This is a genomic window from Paenibacillus pabuli NBRC 13638 (genome assembly GCF_001514495.1).
GTDB classification, from domain to species: domain Bacteria; phylum Bacillota; class Bacilli; order Paenibacillales; family Paenibacillaceae; genus Paenibacillus; species Paenibacillus pabuli.
On sequence record NZ_BCNM01000023.1, the window covers coordinates 17,551 to 32,662 of the forward strand.

Sequence of the window (15,112 nt, forward strand, 5' to 3'; positions counted from 1 at the left end):
CATAAACACATCATAAGAACTGACACAACGAAAACGGATGAGGGGAAGGTGAGCCGATGGGGCCGCATGAAACGGAGGATCGGACAGAACGCTTTCCGGAATTGCACGCGGCTTTGCTGGAAACGGCGAAAGCCTGGAGTACAGAGCCTTACACATGGTTGCTTGGGGGAAGTTGTGGTCTATTGCTTCAGCAGGTGGAGTTACTGCAGCCTCCCAGAGATATTGATATTTACGCCGATATCACCGCAGCCAAAGAACTGCATAAATCTGCTCCTGGAGTGGGGTTGGACGAGCCGGTAGTAGATAGGACTGGACCTTACGCATCACTCCTCAGTCATTATCAGGTGGGGAATTGTGCGTTGGAGCTGGTTGGGGGGTTCGAAGTATGGTCAAGAAAAAGCTGGTATCGCATTGAGATTGAACATGTCTTGGTGAAGTATGCAACTGAAGCCAAGGTCGGTGCCTACTCCGTAAGACTGATGCCGCTTGCTCATGAGCTGTTATTCAATCTGCTGAGAGGTCGAGCTGATCGTTATGAACCCATTGCAAGACAGATTCGGCAGAGGCCAGAATTGCATCAACCTCTAATGGTTTTATTGGGGCAGCAAAATGTATGGACAAGCCGTTTCAGAGCAGAAGTGGAAGAGCTTGTTGGTTTTGAATGGACCCAGTAGGCTGAGGGAGGACAAATAATGGATTACACGATTACATTTTTACCACAAAACAAAACGATTCGGATAAAACCTGGGGTAACACTGCTAAATGCTGCACGACGTGCAGGTGTAAAAATACCGACCCGATGCGATGGTAAGGCAGCCTGCCTGATGTGTAAGGTGAAAGTGGACGCAGAGCATCTTGCAGCACTGCACCTACCAACGGATGCAGAGAAGCATAAGCTGGGTTCGCTATTGGATGCAGGGACTCGGCTTGCTTGTCAAGCGAAGGTAAGGGGATCAATGGCAGTTCACGTACCGGAGGATCCCCTGAAGGCGGCAATTCGCAAACAATTAGAGCGTCAGCAGGAAGAGGATGACTGGTTCTAAGTAGACCTGAAGGGAACGATTCGAGGAGGATACGGATGAATGGGGAGAAGTGGAAATACGTGAAGTTAAGCGGACGGCGGCGTGCAAAGCAGCAGATGACGTGTCTGCTGTTACTCCTGCTGTTTGCGTTGACAGCGAGTGGTTGCATGTATCAATCCCAGAGTAATGCTGATCCCAAGGTTGCTTACAGGGAAAGTATAAGTCGGATCCAGACGGCAGTAGAAGCATTCCAACAGGATCAGGGGATATTGCCCATCGTTAATGCAGATATGGAAACACCTAAATATGAAAAATTTAGAGTCGATCTGTCCAAGCTGAAACAGCAGGGATATTTGGATGAAATTCCTGGAACTGCTTTTGAGAGCGGTGGGAGCGCTTACTTTATCATCCAGGATGAAGAAGTGAAGCCGACTGTCAAAGTTATGGATCTGCAAACAGTGCAGAAAGTTAATGATGTCCAGCGAATGGTCAATCAATACAAATCTGTACATAATAATCAACTGCCAAGTGGGGAAAAACTGTATCCGGGGCTATATGCTGTCGATATGGAACAAGCCGCACAGGCTGGATCTCCAGTGGTTACGCTCAACAGTGTATACTCGGGTCAGGAGCTTCCTTTGATGATGGACGATGAGGGCAATGTTTATGTGGATTACGCCTTTGACATTATGCAGGCAGTAGAGAAGTCGGAAAATACCCCGACGGAAGCAGGGGATATGCGTGAAGTGCTGCTGGAGCATTCTTACTTTGTTCCTGTAAAATCGGTTGCTTACGCTTGGGAAAATAATGCCCTGGTTGCACAAAGTGATTAAAGAGCGAGTTGATTTTGCTTAACACTAACTTCATTAAGTAACGTGCACAGGTTCGTTAGACCACAATAACGCTAAAAGGGACGTCCGCCGTCATGCTCATGACTTACGGGACATCCCTTTTTTAATGACAGGTTCATCTGCAATTCAGAGTAAACAAGAAAAAGTTCAGAATACTTTGTTCAGACATCCACTTGATAAGACAAGTCAAGCTCATCTCCAGGCAATCCACGAATCCCCCAATGACTGCGCGGCGTTTCGAACAGGGTAATCTCCACATCCATGGCTGACAAATTCAATTGATCATTTAACCTTGAGAATAATTGCATCAAGAGTTCTCTCTTCGACAGATCGGATCGGCCCTCGAACATGCTAATTTCAATAATTGTATAATTTGCTGAACGATCCGGAGAGAAGAGGAAGTCCTCCGTCTCCATAGGGAAGTACCGATGAAACTTCTTGTTCTCGGGTAATCCCAAGACATCCATCGTAACGGAATGTATGACTTGTGAAAGCTGCTCTTTTATTGGATTCAGTTGGTCTCTCAATCCGTAAATCTTGATCTGTGCCACACTCATCTCACCTTTCTCTGCTCATCTCTTTTCTATGCTCTGCTCTGTTTATAATGGTTTCCTCTTAAGTATAACTTTCGTAAGGCTCGCCGAACACCACCAATTACAAATCAATGGAAAGGTCATAAATGCTTCGCCTTGCACATAAAGTAGATTGAAATAAAGACGCGCAGTCCGAGAGAAGGCGATTCTCATAAGGTCACTACCTTGAGAAAAAAACAAAAAACGCGTCATAATGCTGCATACGGATACATAAGATGATACTAGTCCAATTGCATGTACGAGTTAACGCCGCTTTCGCCGGTTTCATCAGAATGCAACGTTCGGCGGCGGACGACTTCCGGGCACTCACAAAGGCGGCTCTACCGTTGCAGGGATTTCAGTCTTCTGATTGAAAAAACGAAGCGGATGCTCTTTAGCATTTTTCCTTCGGAGTAATTTAGGGAGGGGATTTCATTGGAGAAAGTGGACATTTTTAAGGACATTGCCGAGCGGACCGGAGGGGATATCTATCTCGGGGTTGTCGGCGCAGTCCGGACGGGTAAATCAACATTTATCAAACGTTTCATGGAAACGATTGTGTTGCCAAACATCACAAACGAGGCAGACCGCGCGAGGGCAGTTGATGAACTGCCACAGAGCGCAGCTGGCAAAACAATCATGACTACGGAGCCAAAATTCGTACCCAATAACGCGGTTCAAATCAAGGTTGCCGAAGGACTGGATGTCAATGTGCGCCTTGTGGATTGTGTAGGTTACGCAGTGGAAGGAGCCAAGGGTTACGAGGATGAGAATGGACCTCGCATGATCTCCACACCTTGGTTCGAAGAGCCGATTCCTTTTCAGGAAGCAGCAGAAATCGGCACACGCAAGGTCATTCAGGAGCATTCCACGTTGGGTGTGGTTGTCACAACAGATGGTACGATCGCAGAAATTGCCCGCAGCTCCTATGTGGAGTCGGAAGAACGGGTTATTGCTGAACTGAAGGAAGTCGGTAAGCCGTTTGTACTGGTGATCAACTCGACCCGTCCTCGCAGTGAGGAAGCACTGCAGTTGCGCAGTGAGCTTGCAGCCAAGTATGACATACCAGTTATGACACTCAGTGCAGCGACAATGACAGAAGATGATGTGACAGGAGTGCTTCGTGAAGTACTCTATGAATTCCCTGTACATGAAGTGAATGTAAACCTGCCGAGCTGGGTGATGGTGCTCAATGAGAACCACTGGCTGCGCAGCAACTACGAAAACTCAGTACGCGACACGGTTAAGGATATTCGCAGGTTGCGTGATGTGGATCGGGTTGTCGCCCAGTTTATGGAGTATGAATTCATCGACCGAGCAGGGCTGAGCGGCATGAATATGGGGCAGGGCGTGGCGGAAATTGACTTGTATGCACCAGATGAATTATACGATCAGATCCTGGTGGAAGTCGTCGGTATTGAAATTCGAGGGAAGGATCATCTGCTGCAGCTAATGCAGGAATTCTCCCATGCGAAGAGAGAGTATGATCGCTTTGCTGAAGCGCTGGAGATGGTCAAAACGACGGGTTACGGTATTGCAGCGCCATCTCTCGCCGAGATGGCACTGGATGAACCAGAACTCATTCGGCAGGGGACCAAATTTGGTGTCCGTCTGAAAGCGACCGCGCCTTCCATTCACATGATCCGGGTGGATGTAGAATCGGAGTTTGCTCCGATTATCGGAACGGAGAAGCAGAGTGAGGAACTGGTGAGGTACCTCATGCAGGACTTCGAGAACGATCCAATCAAGGTATGGGATTCAGATATGTTCGGTCGTTCGCTGCACTCCATCGTGAGAGAAGGTATACAGGGTAAGATCGCGATGATGCCGGACAATGCACGATACAAACTGCAAGAGACGCTGGGACGTATCATCAACGAAGGTTCGGGTGGATTGATCGCCATTATTCTCTAATGCCAAAAGACCGTAAAGGCCCCCCTTTACGGTCTTTTTCTTTGTTTCGTTTTTTACTTGATTCTGGATGAATTGGATGGAAAGATAGATGTTTCGTGAAAACTTAGCGAGTTTTAGCTTTAAATTGCTAAAACCCATTTACATACTAGGGATTAGCCGTTATATTAATATTCAACGATTGTGATCGAGATCACAGAGAGTGTGAACAGGGGGAGTCAGAGATGAAAAAGAAAGATACAAAATGGGTATGGTTGAGTGTATTGCTCGTATTTACATTAGCGCTGTCCGCTTGCGGGATCAAAAAAGAACCTGCTTCGACTACAGCTTCGGGGACGACGGAGGACAAGCCCAAGACCGAAGCGGTCACTGGTCCATTGAGCGGCAAGAGAGTCGCATTGATTATGGAATTTAACACAGGTACGTTCTCACAGCAATATGTGCAAGGCGTTAAAGAAGAAATCGAAAAATTCGGTGGGGAACTGACTACGTTTGTTGCCGATAATGATAAAGCCAAGATGGTTTCGCTGCTGGATAGCGCGATTAATCAGAAGTTCGATGCCATTTTGACCGACCACGGGGATTCCTTGCTGGAGCCAGGTGTAAAAAAGGCAGTAGCGCAAAATATTCCGGTGGTTGTATTCGACGCAGATATTAGCGTTCCTGGAGCAACAGTGCTGTCCCAGGATGATCAAAAGATGGCTGAATTGACATTGGAGCAAATGAAGAAGGACATCAATGGACAGGGCAACATCGTAAAAGTATGGGTAGCCGGATTTGCACCGATGGAACGCCGCCAAGTTGCCTACGGCAAGTTCTTGAAAGATAACCCGGATATTAAGGAGATTGCGACATTTGGTTCAGCACAGAACCCAGCTTTGGATACACAAGCCAAGATGGAAGCCATTCTGAAACAATATCCAAAAGGTGAAATCACAGCAGTCTGGACTGCATGGGATGAGTTCGCCAAAGGTGCTGCACGTGCCATTCAGCAAGCGGGACGGGATGAAATCAAAGTGTACGGCATTGATATGAGTGATGAAGACTTGCAGATGATCCAAGATCCGAAAAATCCGTGGGTTGCTTCCGCAGCGGTTGATCCAACAGACATTGGTCGTGTACAGGTTCGTTATGCTTACCAGAAACTGAACGGGGATGAGACGGAAGACCAAGTGGTTCTCAATCCAGTCTATGTGCAACGTGAGGCGCTGCCTGACAAACAAATCTCCACTTCAGAGCTGTCCGAGTATGTTGAGGGTTGGGGAGGAAGTACACAGGGAATCAAGGATTGGATGTCAGAATACGGAGTTACTGCTAAATAAAGCAGCGTAAGGGGCGCGCCGCAAGGCGCGCTTTTTCCAACCATGATGACGAAATTTAACTGTATGAGAATAGCAATACTCCCAGCGGGGAGTGATAGGAGGTTTGCGTCATGAGCACTGTACCGATTCTGCTTCAAATGGAACACATTCATAAACAGTTTGCAGGCATTCCTGCCCTGAAAGATGTGCAGTTCTCGGTAAAGGGCGGAGAGATTCATGCACTTCTGGGTGCAAATGGTGCGGGGAAGAGCACTTTGATGAAAATTCTGTCTGGCGCATATCAGTTGGATCAAGGCACAATCCGATTGAGTGGACAAGCGCTTCAATTTTCTTCGCCAGGTGAGGCCAAGGCCAATGGTATTCATTGTGTGTACCAAGAGGTAGATGCTGCACTGGTGCCTCAGTTGACGGCTGCTGAGAACATCATGCTGGACCACCTGGCGTCGTCTGGCGGAGGCTGGTGGAAAAGTCCTCGGAAATTGCAACAGCGTGCGGCTGAAGCTTTGCAGCAATTGGGAGCAGACATATCGGTACACAAAAAAGTAGCCGACCTGACATTGGCAGAGAAACAAATGATTCTACTGGCACGCATTCTGATTCAGGACGCCAAGGTTATTATATTTGATGAACCCACTGCCCCTTTGAGCCAGGAAGAGACCGATGCCTTTTTTAGAATTGTGCATGTATTGAAAGATCGAGGTGTGGCATGTATTTTCATTACTCACCGTCTTCCAGAAGTTACGAGTCACTGTGATCGGGTCACAGTAATGAGAGATGGGCAGCATGTGTTCACAGATGAAGCACAGGGGCTTACGATTAATGATCTGGTGACGCAAATGCTGGGAAAACCGTTTGAGGAAGAGTTTCCCAAAACTGAAGCGCCCATAGGCGAGGTACTGCTGGAAGCACATGGGCTTCGTCGTGGAGTCAGGGTCAAAGGAGTGAATCTGTCTGTTCGTCGAGGCGAAGTGCTTGCCGTGGTAGGCCTGGTCGGTGCCGGCAAAACGGAATGCTCTCGCTTGCTCATTGGTGCAGATCGTCTGGAGAGTGGAGAAATTCGGCTTAATCACCGTGAGCTTCACCTCTCCCAACCTGCGGACGCCGCCGCTCTTGGCATTGTTTCCGTGCCGGAAGAACGTCGTAAACAGGGGATTCTGATCCAGGAAAATGTGGAACGCAATTTGAGTCTGCCGTTACTGGGACGTCTGAGTACATTGGGCTTTGTAAGTCGAAAGCGTGAACGTGAGAACGCAGAATCTCTGGTACAGCAACTCGGAATCAAAACGTCGTCCGTGCGGCAGGAAGTGAAATATTTAAGCGGTGGCAATCAACAGAAGGTGGCTATTGGCAAATGGCTGAATGCAGATGCAGACGTATTTATATTTGATGAGCCGACAAAAGGTGTTGATATCGGTGCAAAAAGCGACATTTTTCGCATTATTAACGAATTGGCTTTGGCAGGAAAGGCTGTAATCTATTTCACATGTGAACTGGATGAAGGATTGGGTATTGGTGATCGGATTGCGGTTATGTGTGAAGGGACTATTGTCAAGGAATTCAAACGGGGCGAGACTAACCAAGAACAGCTGCTATACTATGCAAGCGGTGGACAAGAGGTGGAAGCATGAAAGATAAATCATTGGATTTTGCGTTCCGTTATGGCGCGATTATCGTTATCATTGGTGTTATTGCATTTTTCGGAATTAAGTTACCTTACTTCTTTACGTACAGTAACTTGACCGATATTTTGGGCTCAATCTCCATCGTGACGTTTGTAGCGATTGGTGTTACTTTATCTCTCATTGTTGATGGTTTTGATCTCTCGGTTGGAGCAACCGTCTCACTGACAACCGTCGTGACCGCCTCATTAATGATTTGGTACCAGCAACCGTTGGCCGTTGTCATTATTGTTCCGCTGATCATCGGGGCTGTGATCGGATTGCTCAATGCCTTGCTGATTGTGAAAATGCGAATTCCGGACCTGTTGGCTACCCTAGCCACGATGTATATCATTGGTGGTATTCATAAAACGTATGCCCAGGGATACACGATTTACAACCATATGCAATTTCCTGACGGGAGTAAAGCTGCCGGGGAGATGGATCCCACATTTCTATTGATTGGGCAGGGAAAATGGCTGGGCATGCCGATTTCAGTCATACTGCTGCTCGTTGCCGTTATTGCTGTTCATATCTTTTTGACGTATACAAAGTATGGTCGCCAGATGTACGTTACCGGGGGCAATGAGGAAGCGGCACGTCTGTCTGGAATCAAGGTGAAAAAGGTGCGCACACTGGCCTATGTGGCAGCTGGAGTATTTGCTGCAATTGGCGGTATTATCTATGCTTCCAAGGTAGGATCAGGTCAAATTGATGCCGGATCTCCGTTGTTAATGGAATCGGTGGCAGCTGTGTTTGTCGGTTTCTCTGTATTTGGGGCAGGTAAACCGAACGTAATTGGAACGTTTATCGGATCGGTTCTAATTGGTGTACTGGTTAACGGTTTAACCATGATGAATGTCCAATATTTCACCCATGATATTGTCAAAGGTGGAGTGCTTGTGCTTGCCCTGGCAGTTACATTTTACGTCTTAAACCGCAACCGCACTTGAAATTGTGTGCTGTCTGTATTAGTATAAAATTTGTTCGGCGTCCGAAACAACCTTTGTTTCAGGCGACATTCTGCCGGAAATGACTGTTGACCGCAGGCGGAGATTGGTGTTCATCACGCTCAAGATGTACGTAGATTTTTTGCGTATGAACGTATATTTCGCTATAAAACGGAAACACAGTATAACATTCAGGACATTGATTCAGGAGGTGAAAAAACAATGAACAAATCAGACTTGATTACACAAGTGTCTGAAGCAACTGAATTGTCCAAGAAGGATGTAACGAAAGCGGTTGATGCCGTATTCGAAGCAATCTCTGGTGCTCTTCAAAGCGGAGACAAAGTACAATTGGTTGGTTTTGGGAACTTCGAAGTTCGCGAGCGCTCTGCACGTAAAGGACGCAACCCGCAAACAGGTGAAGAAATCGAAATTCCTGCGAGCAAAATTCCTGCATTCAAACCAGGTAAAGCGCTCAAAGACGGAATTAAATAAGATTTCTACATATTCCATATGTCGACAAAAAGACCGTGACTTGTTCACGGCCTTTTCTTTTGCCCACTAATGTTCTGTCTCCCTTTTAATCAGGGACTCTGGCTCGTCCGATTGTTGTGCATAGGCAATGAGAATGAGTTCTTCTCCAGCGGCTGCAGACAGATGCTGCTCTATTTCTTTTAATTGGAGAATATGCTCGTCTGTCAGTGCTGCCGGGGCATATTTCATGAAGTCTCTCCTTTCTGTGGAGGGATTAAGGGTAGTATGACCAAGGGGAAACAAAATATTGCGCACTATACAGATAAGGGTTGGTTGACAAATGAAACAATCTTTATCATCATTAACGCTATTGAACTAGGAGAGGGGTTGTGCGTGATGGATCATCCAACCGGCAGTGATTATATTGTAATTAAGGCAGAGGAGAATGGTGTCCAGGTGATCGGCTTAACCCGAGGTCAGGATACACGCTTTCATCATACCGAGAAGCTGGACAAGGGAGAAGTCATGTTTGCCCAATTTACGAACCACACTTCAGCCATTAAAATCCGTGGAAAAGCTACGCTGATTACCAAGCATGGGCAGGTTCAGTCCGAATAATGAAAATTGCAGGCATAGCCTGCTTTTTTTCATTGTACAATGAGGTATGAGCCTTTACCGGACAGACTACACTAACAGGTAAGGGCAGGGAGGCATTTATGAAACCGCGGATGATCGTGACTGCTTCACTGCTGGCAACGGTTGCAGCGGTCCTTCTGCTTGTTGCCATACAAACCTTACATATTCGAACATGGGGTGGAGAAAGGGCACAACCAGTCTCTGCCACAAGGTATCCAGCCCAGTTATCGGAAGAAAATCTGGTGGATGTATTGAGTACCCTTCAATTATCCACGCCCATCGCCAGAGTGGAATGGAAACAATCGATTTTGACGCTCGATCTGAAAGTTATCGGAACCGGCACAAGTTACACCGAAATCTATGCTAATATGGCTGCTGTGGCTGATCTTGGTTTTCAAAGTCTCGACAATGTGAACCAGGTGCTGCTGCGAGTAATGGCTGAGGACGAATGGCTGCACAAAAGGCATTTATTACTTGCAGCTGATTTCCGGCGTGGAGAATGGCCGATGTATGCAATCGAAACGCTTCGAAGCTGGAAAAGTCCAATCCTCTCGGAAGAATTAAAGGACTGGTTTCATATGATGGAGACGGAACTGTGGAAGAAGCAATTCGAAATGACAAGTCAGGGGTAATAGAATAGCAGGATTCAGTGCGTGCCCGATAAACATATGCTATAATATATAAGATTGTAGTGCAGAAATGGTTTAACAATGTAAAGGCTCGGAGGCTGAGAATGAATTCATATCGCGTACCCCAACTAGCAAAGAAATATACGGATTACGACATGATTCGACAACATACGGAAATCCCATCATTTCCGGATAGCCGGGCACGTCTGCTGCAGGTATTTGTGGGCCGCACAGACGAAAAGGTGCATGACGAGCTATACGCTCTTGCAACCTCGCTCGTTCAGTTGGCTATGGATACGCATGATCGAATTGATACGATATCCGGAGAGCGCAGAGAACAGGAGATGCGTTCACGCCAGTTGAACGTGCTTGCCGGAGACTATCTGAGCAGTCGTTTCTATCAGCTGCTTGCTCATGCGGGCAGAATTGAAATGATCGGCAAACTCAGTGGTGCTGTATCCGAAGTGAATGCACGCAAGATGACGCTGTATGAACGGATGAAAAAACTCCTCGTTTCGGCTGAAGAATACTTGCGTGAAACGGTACAGCTGAAGATGCAGCTGTTTCTTTCTTTTTCAGACATGATTGGTCCTAAGGAACAGTCCCTATGGAACAATCTGCTGTCGGAATTCAGCTGCTGCGAAATGATCGCGGAAGAGTTGCGACGGATGAACCACGATCAGAACTTTTATCACAGTTATGCTTTCTGGCATATTTACGAACACGGCAACGAGGACGAGCAGAAATGGCTTCGTCAGCCAGAGATGGATGCACGGACATGGAGCAGTATGGTCCTCAGGCATCGGATTGGCGAGGTTCTGCTGGACAAGCTTCGCGACTGCACACACCGCATACAGCAGTTGTTGCAAGACGAGGAAGATCAATTGGGCTTGCATGAGTTCGATGCAATCCTGGAGCCTTACCTGACGTATTTGCAGCCTTCACACGCGGCAGTAAGGGAAGATTGAGGGGGAGACAGACGAATGGGGAGCGGGGAGACCAAACCGAAAGAAGAATTTGTCCATTCGGTTTTTCAGAGTATAGCCGGGAAATATGACGTTATGAATGATATTCTGAGTTTCCGCAGGCACAAGGCTTGGCGTAAATTCACCATGAAGAAGATGAATATGTCCAAAGGCGATACTGGGCTCGATTTATGCTGCGGTACGTGTGACTGGACACTCGCCATGGCCCAGGCAAGTGAAACGGGTCACATGCATGGACTTGATTTTAGCAGCAATATGCTGGAAGTTGGACAGACGAAGGTTAATGCTGTAAACCGTCAGAAACAGATCACGCTGGTTCAAGGCAATGCGATGTCACTTCCCTTTGAGGACAATTCATTTGATTATGTCACTATTGGATTTGGATTACGCAACGTTCCTGATCTTCGTCAGGTTCTGTCGGAAATGAAGCGTGTCGTGAAGCCTGGAGGTATGGTAGTCTGTCTGGAGTTATCTAAGCCGACATGGCAACCGTTTAAAGCTATTTATTATTTTTATTTTGAACAATTACTACCGAAGATTGCCAAATTGTTTGCCAAACGTTATGAGCAGTATAAATGGCTGCCGGACTCACTGGCACTTTTTCCAGGGAGGAAGGAACTGGCCGACATTTTTGCAGAAACCGGATTGAAGCAAGTGCAGGCCTACCCTCTGACCGGAGGTATCGCGGCACTGCATATTGGAACCAAGGAGAATCAGCATGTTTAGGAAAATTCGCATCTTTTTAGAAATGATCAAGATTGAACATACGCTTTTCGCATTACCTTTTGCATTTATGGGAGCCATTCTCGGTTCCATGGTAGTGAATGATACATTCCCAACCTGGCTGCAGATTATGTGGGTGTTACTGGCGATGATTGGCGCAAGAAGCGCTGCTTTTGGCTTGAACCGCATGATTGACCAGGCGATCGACAAGAAAAATCCACGTACCGCGATGAGAGCAATTCCGGCCGGTTTGTTAAAAAACGGTGAGGTCGTTATTTTTATCATATTGTCGTTTGTGCTCTTGTTCTGGGCCTCGTCTAACCTTAACGTGTTATCCATGCAGCTGCTGCCGATAGCTGTATTTATGTTGGTATTGTATTCATATACCAAACGTTTCACATGGCTGTGCCACATAGTACTCGGCATGACCATTGGTCTGGCTCCGCTTGGGGGCTGGGTAGCTGTAACGGGTACAATGGATTGGACAGCGATTGTGCTGTACGTTACGATTGTGTTCTGGACAGCCGGTTTCGATATCATCTATGCATGTCAGGATTTGGAGTTCGATCAGGGTGAGGGTCTTCATTCCATACCTTCCCGTTTCGGTCTTAACACATCATTGCAGATCGCCAAGTTCTTTCACGTGATTACCGCAGTTGGTTTTCTTGCGCTGTTATTGATGACTGATCTGAGCTGGTGGTATGGTGCAGGAATGCTGATTACGTATGGTATTCTTTTCTATGAGCACTATATTGTATCGCCAAATGACATGAGCCGGGTGCAAACTGCGTTCTTTACCATGAACAGTGTACTCAGCCTGGTTGTATTTACATTCACTCTAATTGATCTGGCGGTGAAATAAAGATGAATCTGCCGGAGAATAAACGACTCGTTGTCGGAATTACCGGAGCCAGTGGCAGTATATATGGCATCAGATTAATTGAAACGTTGCTTGATATGGAATACACCGTGCATCTGGTGATATCCAACGCCGGCTGGCGTGTATTGAAAGAAGAAATGGAATGGGATGTTACGAACCGTGACCGTATGCTGGAAGAAAAATTCGGCAATCGTGCCGGTTCTCTGATCTATCATTCCGTTAGTGATATTGGTGCTTCCATCGCAAGTGGTTCGTTTCTGGCAGAAGGCATGATTATTATGCCATGTTCCATGGGCACTCTTTCATCGATTGCACAAGGGTCGTCCGACAATCTGATGTCCCGTGCTGCCGATGTTATGATGAAAGAGGGAAGAACACTGATTCTGGTCCCTCGTGAGACACCACTGCATGCGATTCATCTTGAAAACATGTTGAAGCTCACCCGGCTTGGTGTTCGAATGATACCCGCCATGCCTGCTTTTTATTACAAGCCCCAAACGATGGATGAGTTGATTCTATTTCTGGTGGGTAAAGTGCTCGATAGCCTGCGCATTCCACATCAACTGTTTACAAGATGGGGAGAACCGGATGAACGGGGATAGGATCAAGTCCTCTCGCTTTGTATCTGATCGTAAGTGCATAAGTGACTTGGTCGCCCCCAAATACCGGGGTATTGGTGAGCGCTGATGGTTAAGCTTCGTATGAACCACAGCCTTGACCCATGCTCCGGCAGCTTCTGGACTTATGTTTCAGAACAAGTCGCAGAGTTTAATTCCCGGATGTCAGCCCTGACATTCGAACAAGGTTAGTACGTTAAAGAAGAACGCAAGCAGGAAAGGCAAGCCCTGGTTTTTCGTTATGCCTGCAGGCCCGACTTGCTGGAGGGGAAGGTAAGCATGGATTTATGGACTGATAATACGCTGACACGGGTGAACGAATGAAACTATTGGATATTTTCGGGTTGTTAAAAAAGGACATGAATTACATTGAAAAAGAGTTGTATCGCAGTGTTCAGGGAGAACAGAAACTGCTGAGCGAAACCTCACTTCACCTGCTTAAGGCAGGTGGAAAGCGATTACGCCCTGTATTTGTGCTGCTTGGCGGGAAATATGGTACATACGACATCGAACGCCTGAAGCTGGTAGCAGTTCCGTTGGAATTGATTCACTCCGCTTCCCTGGTTCATGATGATGTTATTGATAATGCCGAGACACGACGTGGCAAACCAACGGTAAAATCCAAATGGGATAATCGGATTGCAATGTATACCGGAGATTATATTTACGGCAAAGCGCTTGAAATGACAGCAGGCCTGTCCGACCCGGCGATACACCGTATTCTGGCCAAAGCTATGGTGCAGATGTCCATTGGTGAAATGGAGCAAATTCGAGATTTTTTCAATACGGGACAAAGTGTACGCAACTATCTCTTGCGAATTCGTCGCAAAACGGCGCTTCTTATTGCTGTCAGCTGCCAGTTGGGGGCGCTTGCTACTCGTGCGCCGGAACATGAATCTTCGTTGCTGTATACCTACGGTTACAATGTGGGCATGGCTTTCCAGATTCAGGACGATGTACTTGATCTGGTCGGCACCGAGAAGCAGCTGGGCAAGCCCCCAGGCAGTGACATGAAGCAGGGCAATATTACGCTGCCAGTATTGTACGCCTTGCAGGAGCCTGAGCTGCGTGAACCTTTGCTAAAGGAAATTTCCCGTGTTCAGCATGAGGAAGGGCGGGCAAGTGCATCCGACGCTATTGGAATGATTCGCCAAAGTCAAGGAATTGCTAAAGCAGAAGCCCTGGCTGACCGATATATGAAGAAAGCGCTCGATGCTCTGGATCAACTGCCTAACATCAAGACGACCAAAAACCTGCGTGATATCGCACATTTTGTAGTCAAACGTACTCATTAATCTACTCAAAAAATAACAAACATGTGACATTCCTCATTGGGAGGATCTGGACATGTATGTTACAATCAAAGGGATTGCGTTTACATAATGAAATAACTTTGAACCGTGAGTGAGGAGTGAGCCGATGGATCGTACATTTTTGATGGTGAAGCCGGATGGTGTGCAGCGTGGTTTGATTGGGCGTATCGTTAGCCGTCTGGAAGACAAAGGATTTAAGTTGGTGGCAGGCAAGCTGGTGCAGATGTCTGAGGATCAGGCCAAACGCCATTATGCTGAACATGAGGGAAAACCGTTTTTCGATGATTTGGTGAGTTTCATCACTTCTGGACCTGTATTTGCCATGGTTTGGGAAGGTGACGACATCGTGGCGCTTGCGCGCATCGTAATCGGTAAAACCAATGTGAAGGAAGCGGCTCCCGGAACGATTCGCGGAGATTTCGCCAGCCACACACCGCATAATCTGATTCATGGAGCAGATTCACCTGAAAGTGCCTCCCGTGAAGCAGCAAACTTCTTTGCTCCCGATGAGCTGGTAACGTACGACAAGAGCATCGCAGCCTGGTTGTAATTTATTAGCCAGAAGGGT

Annotated in this window: 18 protein-coding genes; 16 read left to right on the forward strand and 2 right to left on the reverse strand. The window is 47.1% G+C overall.

Annotated features, from left to right (window positions below; all coding sequences use genetic code 11):
- Positions 1-56: 56 nt before the first annotated feature.
- Genes PPA03S_RS25765 through PPA03S_RS25775 form a run of 3 tightly spaced genes read left to right on the forward strand, consistent with a single transcriptional unit; the run spans position 57 to position 1,855 of the window.
- Positions 57-674: a hypothetical protein gene (locus tag PPA03S_RS25765; protein ID WP_062327340.1), complete on the forward strand. Its 618-nt coding sequence runs from the start codon at positions 57-59 to the stop codon at positions 672-674.
- An 18-nt stretch (positions 675-692) separates the two neighbouring features.
- The gene (locus PPA03S_RS25770; RefSeq protein ID WP_062327342.1) at positions 693-1,043 is read left to right on the forward strand and encodes a 2Fe-2S iron-sulfur cluster-binding protein; all 351 of its coding nucleotides are present in this window, start codon (positions 693-695) and stop codon (positions 1,041-1,043) included.
- A gap of 35 nt (positions 1,044-1,078) precedes the next feature.
- Positions 1,079-1,855, forward strand: coding sequence for a YphF family lipoprotein (locus PPA03S_RS25775; RefSeq protein ID WP_082704317.1), 777 nt, complete (start codon positions 1,079-1,081; stop codon positions 1,853-1,855).
- Positions 1,856-2,034: 179 nt separating this feature from the next.
- Here the strand turns inward: PPA03S_RS25775 and PPA03S_RS25780 are convergent, their stop codons facing one another.
- Positions 2,035-2,424, reverse strand: a complete 390-nt coding sequence (locus tag PPA03S_RS25780; protein ID WP_062327344.1) for a tautomerase family protein — start codon at positions 2,422-2,424, stop codon at positions 2,035-2,037.
- 456 nt (positions 2,425-2,880) lie between these two features.
- On the opposite strand from PPA03S_RS25780, the gene spoIVA reads away from it, so the two are divergent.
- The 5 genes from spoIVA to hbs all read left to right on the forward strand — a co-directional run bounded on the left by spoIVA (position 2,881) and on the right by hbs (position 8,781).
- A complete protein-coding gene (gene spoIVA, locus PPA03S_RS25785; protein WP_024630674.1) occupies positions 2,881-4,359 on the forward strand; it encodes a stage IV sporulation protein A in 1,479 nt (492 codons plus the stop codon).
- A gap of 221 nt (positions 4,360-4,580) precedes the next feature.
- Positions 4,581-5,678 carry a sugar ABC transporter substrate-binding protein gene (locus tag PPA03S_RS25790; protein ID WP_062327363.1) on the forward strand — a complete coding sequence of 366 codons (1,098 nt, stop codon included), beginning with the start codon at positions 4,581-4,583 and terminating at the stop codon, positions 5,676-5,678.
- A gap of 110 nt (positions 5,679-5,788) precedes the next feature.
- Complete coding sequence (locus PPA03S_RS25795; RefSeq protein ID WP_062327366.1) at positions 5,789-7,306, forward strand: sugar ABC transporter ATP-binding protein; 1,518 nt, start codon at positions 5,789-5,791, stop codon at positions 7,304-7,306.
- Positions 7,303-8,289, forward strand: a complete 987-nt coding sequence (locus PPA03S_RS25800; RefSeq protein ID WP_062327369.1) for an ABC transporter permease — start codon at positions 7,303-7,305, stop codon at positions 8,287-8,289. Before PPA03S_RS25795 ends, PPA03S_RS25800 begins: the two co-directional genes overlap by 4 nt.
- Before the next feature lie 219 nt (positions 8,290-8,508).
- The gene (hbs, locus tag PPA03S_RS25805) at positions 8,509-8,781 is read left to right on the forward strand and encodes a non-specific DNA-binding protein Hbs (RefSeq protein ID WP_062327372.1); all 273 of its coding nucleotides are present in this window, start codon (positions 8,509-8,511) and stop codon (positions 8,779-8,781) included.
- Positions 8,782-8,847: 66 nt separating this feature from the next.
- Here hbs and PPA03S_RS33060 read toward each other — a convergent pair whose 3' ends face one another.
- A complete protein-coding gene (locus PPA03S_RS33060) occupies positions 8,848-9,009 on the reverse strand; it encodes a hypothetical protein (RefSeq protein WP_157284369.1) in 162 nt (53 codons plus the stop codon).
- A gap of 147 nt (positions 9,010-9,156) precedes the next feature.
- On the opposite strand from PPA03S_RS33060, the gene mtrB reads away from it, so the two are divergent.
- The 8 genes from mtrB to ndk all read left to right on the forward strand — a co-directional run bounded on the left by mtrB (position 9,157) and on the right by ndk (position 15,094).
- Positions 9,157-9,378, forward strand: a complete 222-nt coding sequence (mtrB, locus tag PPA03S_RS25810) for a trp RNA-binding attenuation protein MtrB (protein ID WP_062327625.1) — start codon at positions 9,157-9,159, stop codon at positions 9,376-9,378.
- A gap of 98 nt (positions 9,379-9,476) precedes the next feature.
- Positions 9,477-10,028, forward strand: coding sequence for a hypothetical protein (locus PPA03S_RS25815; RefSeq protein ID WP_062327375.1), 552 nt, complete (start codon positions 9,477-9,479; stop codon positions 10,026-10,028).
- Positions 10,029-10,129: 101 nt separating this feature from the next.
- Positions 10,130-10,993, forward strand: a complete 864-nt coding sequence (locus tag PPA03S_RS25820) for a heptaprenyl diphosphate synthase component 1 (RefSeq protein ID WP_062327379.1) — start codon at positions 10,130-10,132, stop codon at positions 10,991-10,993.
- 15 nt (positions 10,994-11,008) lie between these two features.
- The gene (locus PPA03S_RS25825; RefSeq protein WP_062327382.1) at positions 11,009-11,737 is read left to right on the forward strand and encodes a demethylmenaquinone methyltransferase; all 729 of its coding nucleotides are present in this window, start codon (positions 11,009-11,011) and stop codon (positions 11,735-11,737) included.
- Positions 11,730-12,596 (forward strand): UbiA-like polyprenyltransferase, encoded by an 867-nt coding sequence (locus PPA03S_RS25830; protein WP_062327396.1) that lies wholly within the window; start codon positions 11,730-11,732, stop codon positions 12,594-12,596. Before PPA03S_RS25825 ends, PPA03S_RS25830 begins: the two co-directional genes overlap by 8 nt.
- 2 nt (positions 12,597-12,598) lie before the next feature.
- On the forward strand, positions 12,599-13,216 hold the full coding sequence (locus PPA03S_RS25835; RefSeq protein ID WP_062327398.1) for a UbiX family flavin prenyltransferase: 618 nt from the start codon (positions 12,599-12,601) through the stop codon (positions 13,214-13,216).
- 335 nt (positions 13,217-13,551) lie between these two features.
- The gene (locus PPA03S_RS25840) at positions 13,552-14,526 is read left to right on the forward strand and encodes a polyprenyl synthetase family protein (protein ID WP_062327401.1); all 975 of its coding nucleotides are present in this window, start codon (positions 13,552-13,554) and stop codon (positions 14,524-14,526) included.
- A gap of 124 nt (positions 14,527-14,650) precedes the next feature.
- The gene (gene ndk, locus PPA03S_RS25845) at positions 14,651-15,094 is read left to right on the forward strand and encodes a nucleoside-diphosphate kinase (RefSeq protein WP_062327404.1); all 444 of its coding nucleotides are present in this window, start codon (positions 14,651-14,653) and stop codon (positions 15,092-15,094) included.
- Positions 15,095-15,112 lie beyond the last annotated feature (18 nt).

Excerpts from the sequence above, each read along its gene's own strand:
- PPA03S_RS25790 (WP_062327363.1), top strand. The coding sequence starts at position 4,581 with ATGAAAAAGAAAGATACAAAATGGGTATGGTTGAGTGTATTGCTCGTA.
- PPA03S_RS25765 (WP_062327340.1), top strand. The coding sequence starts at position 57 with ATGGGGCCGCATGAAACGGAGGATCGGACAGAACGCTTTCCGGAATTG.
- ndk (WP_062327404.1), top strand. The coding sequence starts at position 14,651 with ATGGATCGTACATTTTTGATGGTGAAGCCGGATGGTGTGCAGCGTGGT.
- hbs (WP_062327372.1), top strand. The coding sequence starts at position 8,509 with ATGAACAAATCAGACTTGATTACACAAGTGTCTGAAGCAACTGAATTG.
- mtrB (WP_062327625.1), top strand. The coding sequence starts at position 9,157 with ATGGATCATCCAACCGGCAGTGATTATATTGTAATTAAGGCAGAGGAG.
- PPA03S_RS25825 (WP_062327382.1), top strand. The coding sequence starts at position 11,009 with ATGGGGAGCGGGGAGACCAAACCGAAAGAAGAATTTGTCCATTCGGTT.
- PPA03S_RS25820 (WP_062327379.1), top strand. The coding sequence starts at position 10,130 with ATGAATTCATATCGCGTACCCCAACTAGCAAAGAAATATACGGATTAC.
- PPA03S_RS25840 (WP_062327401.1), top strand. The coding sequence starts at position 13,552 with ATGAAACTATTGGATATTTTCGGGTTGTTAAAAAAGGACATGAATTAC.
- PPA03S_RS25775 (WP_082704317.1), top strand. The coding sequence starts at position 1,079 with ATGAATGGGGAGAAGTGGAAATACGTGAAGTTAAGCGGACGGCGGCGT.
- PPA03S_RS25800 (WP_062327369.1), top strand. The coding sequence starts at position 7,303 with ATGAAAGATAAATCATTGGATTTTGCGTTCCGTTATGGCGCGATTATC.
- PPA03S_RS25815 (WP_062327375.1), top strand. The coding sequence starts at position 9,477 with ATGAAACCGCGGATGATCGTGACTGCTTCACTGCTGGCAACGGTTGCA.
- PPA03S_RS33060 (WP_157284369.1), bottom strand. The coding sequence starts at position 9,009 with ATGAAATATGCCCCGGCAGCACTGACAGACGAGCATATTCTCCAATTA.
- PPA03S_RS25835 (WP_062327398.1), top strand. The coding sequence starts at position 12,599 with ATGAATCTGCCGGAGAATAAACGACTCGTTGTCGGAATTACCGGAGCC.
- PPA03S_RS25830 (WP_062327396.1), top strand. The coding sequence starts at position 11,730 with ATGTTTAGGAAAATTCGCATCTTTTTAGAAATGATCAAGATTGAACAT.
- PPA03S_RS25795 (WP_062327366.1), top strand. The coding sequence starts at position 5,789 with ATGAGCACTGTACCGATTCTGCTTCAAATGGAACACATTCATAAACAG.
- PPA03S_RS25770 (WP_062327342.1), top strand. The coding sequence starts at position 693 with ATGGATTACACGATTACATTTTTACCACAAAACAAAACGATTCGGATA.